This window comes from Bacteroides sp. (assembly GCF_029057325.1).
In the GTDB taxonomy this organism is placed as follows: Bacteria; Bacteroidota; Bacteroidia; order Bacteroidales; family Bacteroidaceae; genus Bacteroides.
In genome coordinates this window covers 1-4,378 of sequence record NZ_JAICZW010000062.1, presented here as the reverse complement: position 1 = coordinate 4,378, position 4,378 = coordinate 1, and the positions used below count along the sequence as shown (strand labels likewise).

At 44.7% G+C, this 4,378-nt stretch carries 4 protein-coding genes; all 4 read right to left on the bottom strand.

What is annotated here, in order from left to right:
• Nucleotides 1–364 precede the first annotated feature (364 nt).
• Entirely contained in the window at nt 365–2,290 is a 1,926-nt protein-coding gene (locus K2G43_RS04150) for an NAD(+) synthase (RefSeq protein ID WP_297644673.1), read from the bottom strand.
• Nucleotides 2,291–3,015: 725 nt separating this feature from the next.
• The gene (gene rplT, locus K2G43_RS04145; protein WP_013548356.1) at nt 3,016–3,366 is read right to left on the bottom strand and encodes a 50S ribosomal protein L20; all 351 of its coding nucleotides are present in this window, start codon (nt 3,364–3,366) and stop codon (nt 3,016–3,018) included.
• Nucleotides 3,367–3,466: 100 nt separating this feature from the next.
• Nucleotides 3,467–3,664, bottom strand: coding sequence for a 50S ribosomal protein L35 (gene rpmI / locus K2G43_RS04140; RefSeq protein ID WP_297644669.1), 198 nt, complete (start codon nt 3,662–3,664; stop codon nt 3,467–3,469).
• A 55-nt stretch (nt 3,665–3,719) separates the two neighbouring features.
• A complete protein-coding gene (gene infC, locus K2G43_RS04135; protein ID WP_297644667.1) occupies nt 3,720–4,322 on the bottom strand; it encodes a translation initiation factor IF-3 in 603 nt (200 codons plus the stop codon).
• Between the last annotated feature and the right edge of the window lie 56 nt (nt 4,323–4,378).

The following is a 4,378-nucleotide window of genomic DNA, read 5'->3' as shown; positions in this document are numbered from 1 at the left end:
AAAATGGTGGCATAGACAAACTGACGAACTATATCGGATATGAAAAGAGGATGTGCCGGTTTTGACACACCCTCTTTCTTTTTTAGGCAGCTTGGCGTGAACAACCCTTACAAAATCATTGCAAAAATTATCTTTCAAAGATTATGTCTAATTATAAAAAGAGGAACTATACAATAATCTCGTATAGTTCCTCCGAATTCATAGGATAAAAATCGTTTTATAGTTTTTCAATCTCTTCTTTAGATAACCCTGTAGTCTGTGATATAACATCAATAGTCACCTATCTTAAGATACTTGTCTGAATAACCTTACATCTTCATTTCAAATGTACTCGTCAAACAATTTTATTCCGGCACAATTCCTCTTACAGCCCCTCGACCTCCTTCAGCCACATTTCCGATGAAGCATCACTCGGCATACGCCAGTCACCGCGCGGGCTGATGGAGATGCTACCCACCTTCGGGCCATCGGGCAGACAGGAACGTTTGAACTGCTGGTTGAAGAAGCGGCGACAGAAAGTCTGCAACCATTTCTTGATGGTCGCCTCGTCATAAACACCCTTGAAAGTGCGTGCTGCCAAGAAGAAAATCTTGGAAGGACGGAACCCAAAACGCAGGAAATAATAAAGGAAGAAATCGTGGAGTTCATAGGGGCCTACCAAGTCCTCGGTAATCTGTTGGATATTGCCGTCTGCATCTGCCGGAATCAGTTCCGGGCTGATGGGAGTATCTACAATGTCGAGCAAAGTAGCACGCGATGCAGTGTCCACATCGTGCTCGGCCACCCATTTCACCAAATGTTTCACCAACGTCTTAGGCACACCAGCATTCACACCGTACATCGACATGTGGTCGCCATTGTAAGTGGCCCAACCCAACGCAAGTTCCGAAAGGTCGCCCGTACCGACTACCATTCCCCACGTCTGGTTGGCGATGTCCATCAGTATTTGAGTACGCTCGCGCGCCTGCCCGTTCTCATAGACTACGTTATGGTCGTTAATATCGTGATCAATGTCCTTGAAGTGTTGGATGCACGCCTCCTTGATGCTCACTTCACGGACGGTCACGCCGAGGGAGTTCATCAGGTCGATGGCATTGGTATGGGTGCGGTCGGTTGTTCCAAAGCCCGGCATCGTCACACCGATGATACCTTGACGCGACCAGCCCAATTTATCGAATGTCTTGACACAAACCAGCAAAGCCAACGTAGAATCCAATCCGCCGGATATGCCGACAACCGCACTTTTGGCTTTGGTATGCGTCAGTCGTTGCGCCAACCCGGACACTTGAATGGAGAATATCTCTTCACAACGTTCGTCCAACTCCGCTCCCTGTGGAACAAACGGATGCGGGTCGAACGTTCGGGTCAGGTTCAGTTCCTTGCCATTGACATACTCCGTAGAGATGCGCACCGGAAGTTCCGAAATGCAATGGGCACGGCAAGCGGCAAAAGTGGTATTCACCCGACGCTCCGCACGCAAACGCTCCACATCAATTTCGCTAACGACCACCTGTTCCTCAAAAGAAAAACGTTGGCTGGCCGCCAGCAATGCACCATTCTCATAAATCAGTCCGTTGCCCGCAAACACAACATCCGTAGTAGATTCTCCGAAACCGCACGAGCTGAATACATAACCCGCTATGCAACGGGCTGACTGCTGACTGATAAGCGAACGCAAATAGGCATGCTTCCCGATGCTTTCATTGTCGGCAGAAAGATTGAACAGCAATTCCGCCCCTTGCAAAGCCAACACGGAACCGGGAGGAATGGGAGCCCACAAGTCTTCGCATATCTCAATTCCAAAAGTGGTATCCACCGTTTCAAACAGCAGATTTCCGCCCATCGGAACAGTTTGCCCGCAAAGGCGCACACTGGTTTCAGCCACCTCACAAGCCGAAGTGAACCAACGCTTTTCATAAAACTCCTTGTAATTGGGAAGATAGGTCTTCGGCACTACACCCAATATCTTCCCCTTCTGAATGACAACCGCCGTATTCAGCAACACCCCGTTCAATACGACAGGCATACCCAATATCGAAATGATATCCAACTGACGCGTATTATTAAGGATTTGAATCAACCCCATTTCCGCCTCTTCAAGCAGGAGTTGCTGGGCAAAAAGATCGCCACAGGTATATCCAGTGATGCACAACTCCGGAAAAGCAATGATTTGCACCCCTTTTCCATCGGCTATGATAATCTCTTTTTCAATCTGTCCGGCGTTGAACTTACAATCAGCCACCCTGATGCGGGGCACAGCCGCCGCCACCTTTACATATCCGTAATTCATAAGATATTCATTTACTTGCCGCAAAAATACGGTAAAAAAGTGAAATGCGGAAAAAAAGAGCGTAGTAACCTCTTAAAAGAAGCAAGGGCTGTATCGCATATATGCGACACAGCCCCGCTTTATAGAAAGCCGCACCAACGATGTGATGAAACTCCGAATGACACGATTTGAGTGCTGCTCCTCTTTGTAATCCACCGACTTAAAAGTTACCCCGAAGGGCGTGGCCCGCCATTGAGAAACGAAGCTTGTCTCGGTATTTCATAAAAATTGATGAGTTTCCCGATCCAATCAATGCGGCTATTTTTTCTACAACAAAGATAGAGAGTTTCTCTGAAAGGAGCAAACAAATCAACAAATATTTCAAGCCATTTTCACGGTTTTTCATTTAAAGGAGCCAGAGGAGTTAAAAGGAGTTATCAGTTGACAAGTCGTCTTAGGAGTTAAAGCTTCTGCAACGGCAGCATGCACAAAAGCATCGAATCCCACTCCTTCAACTCTCATGGAGCAAAGCGGAGTGATAATTCCTGCAAATAAAAAACATGATTTAAAAAAGTTGCCGCTTCGCCCCGAAACGAAAAGAGAATAACATAATGCCATAAATCAGGCACGGATTTCACGGTTTACACAGATTTTTATCAATCCGCATGTCCGTTAATCCGTGCCTAAAAAAACGAGGAGGCTTATTTGGTAAACCTCCTCGTTATTTATCCGCTAAGCGGTTTTATTTATGCAGCCTTTGCTTTAGCAACAATAGCCTTGAAAGCTTCCGGATGATTCATCGCTAAATCAGCCAATACCTTACGGTTGATTTCAATGCCGGCTTTATGCAAAGCACCCATCAACTTGGAATAAGACAGACCTTCCAGACGAGCGGCAGCATTGATACGCTGAATCCACAGAGCGCGGAAGTTTCTCTTCTTGTTCTTACGGTCACGGAATGCGTATGTCAGACCTTTCTCCCAAGTATTTTTGGCAACGGTCCAAACGTTCTTTCTTGCACCAAAGTAACCTCTGGTCAATTTCAAAATTTTCTTTCTACGTGCTCTGGAAGCAACATGATTTACTGATCTTGGCATAGTTTTACTTGTTTTTGAATGTTAGCGCCGTTACTTCACGCAGCGGACTTAAAGCTAATGCATTCGGTTAATAACTTTAATACTTCTGTACGCTTTTCTATTACTTCATTGCTAAAAGCTCTTTCACCTGGCTTACATTTGTTCCGTCAACAAGTGTAGAATAGCACAAGTTTCTTTTTTGCTTTTTAGTTTTCTTAGTCAGGATATGACTATGAAAAGCGTGCTTTCTTTTGATTTTACCTGTTCCGGTAAGAGTAAATCTCTTTTTAGAACCGGAGTTAGTTTTCATCTTTGGCATCTTCTTTAAACTTTTAAATTATTAAATTATATGGTAACGCACTATACCTATGGCGTTACTCATTCTCTTCTTTTTTGGCAGCAACCGGTTTCAGTGTACCTTCAGTCGGCTTTGCAGCAGGCTTCTTGTTTGATGCCGCTTTCTTTGGCGAAAGCTGGATTGTCATCCGCTTACCTTCCAAAATAGGCATCTGATCTACCTTTGCATAATCTTCCAAGTCGTTGGCAAAACGCAACAACAATACCTCTCCCTGCTCTTTGAACAAGATAGAGCGACCTTTAAAGAACACATACGCCTTCACCTTGTCGCCATCTTCCAGAAATCCCTTGGCATGTTTCAACTTGAAGTTGTAATCATGATCATCGGTCTGAGGTCCGAAACGAATTTCCTTTACGTTTACCTTCACCTGTTTAGCCTTCTGTTCTTTCTGACGTTTCTTTAACTGATACAGAAATTTAGAGTAATCAATAATACGACAAACAGGAGGTTGCGCATTCGGAGAAATCTCCACAAGATCCGCTTCATGTTCTTCCGCAAGTCGCAAGGCTTGCGCTATCGGATACACTTTTGGTTCTATGTCATCGCCTACTATGCGGACTTCTTTGGCACGGATTTGTTCATTAATCCGGTGTTGCCCTTTTAAGCTGTCATTTTTCATTAATAACGTTTATACTTCCGTTGTTTCTTGTTTATTACTCAAATAATGTTCATACG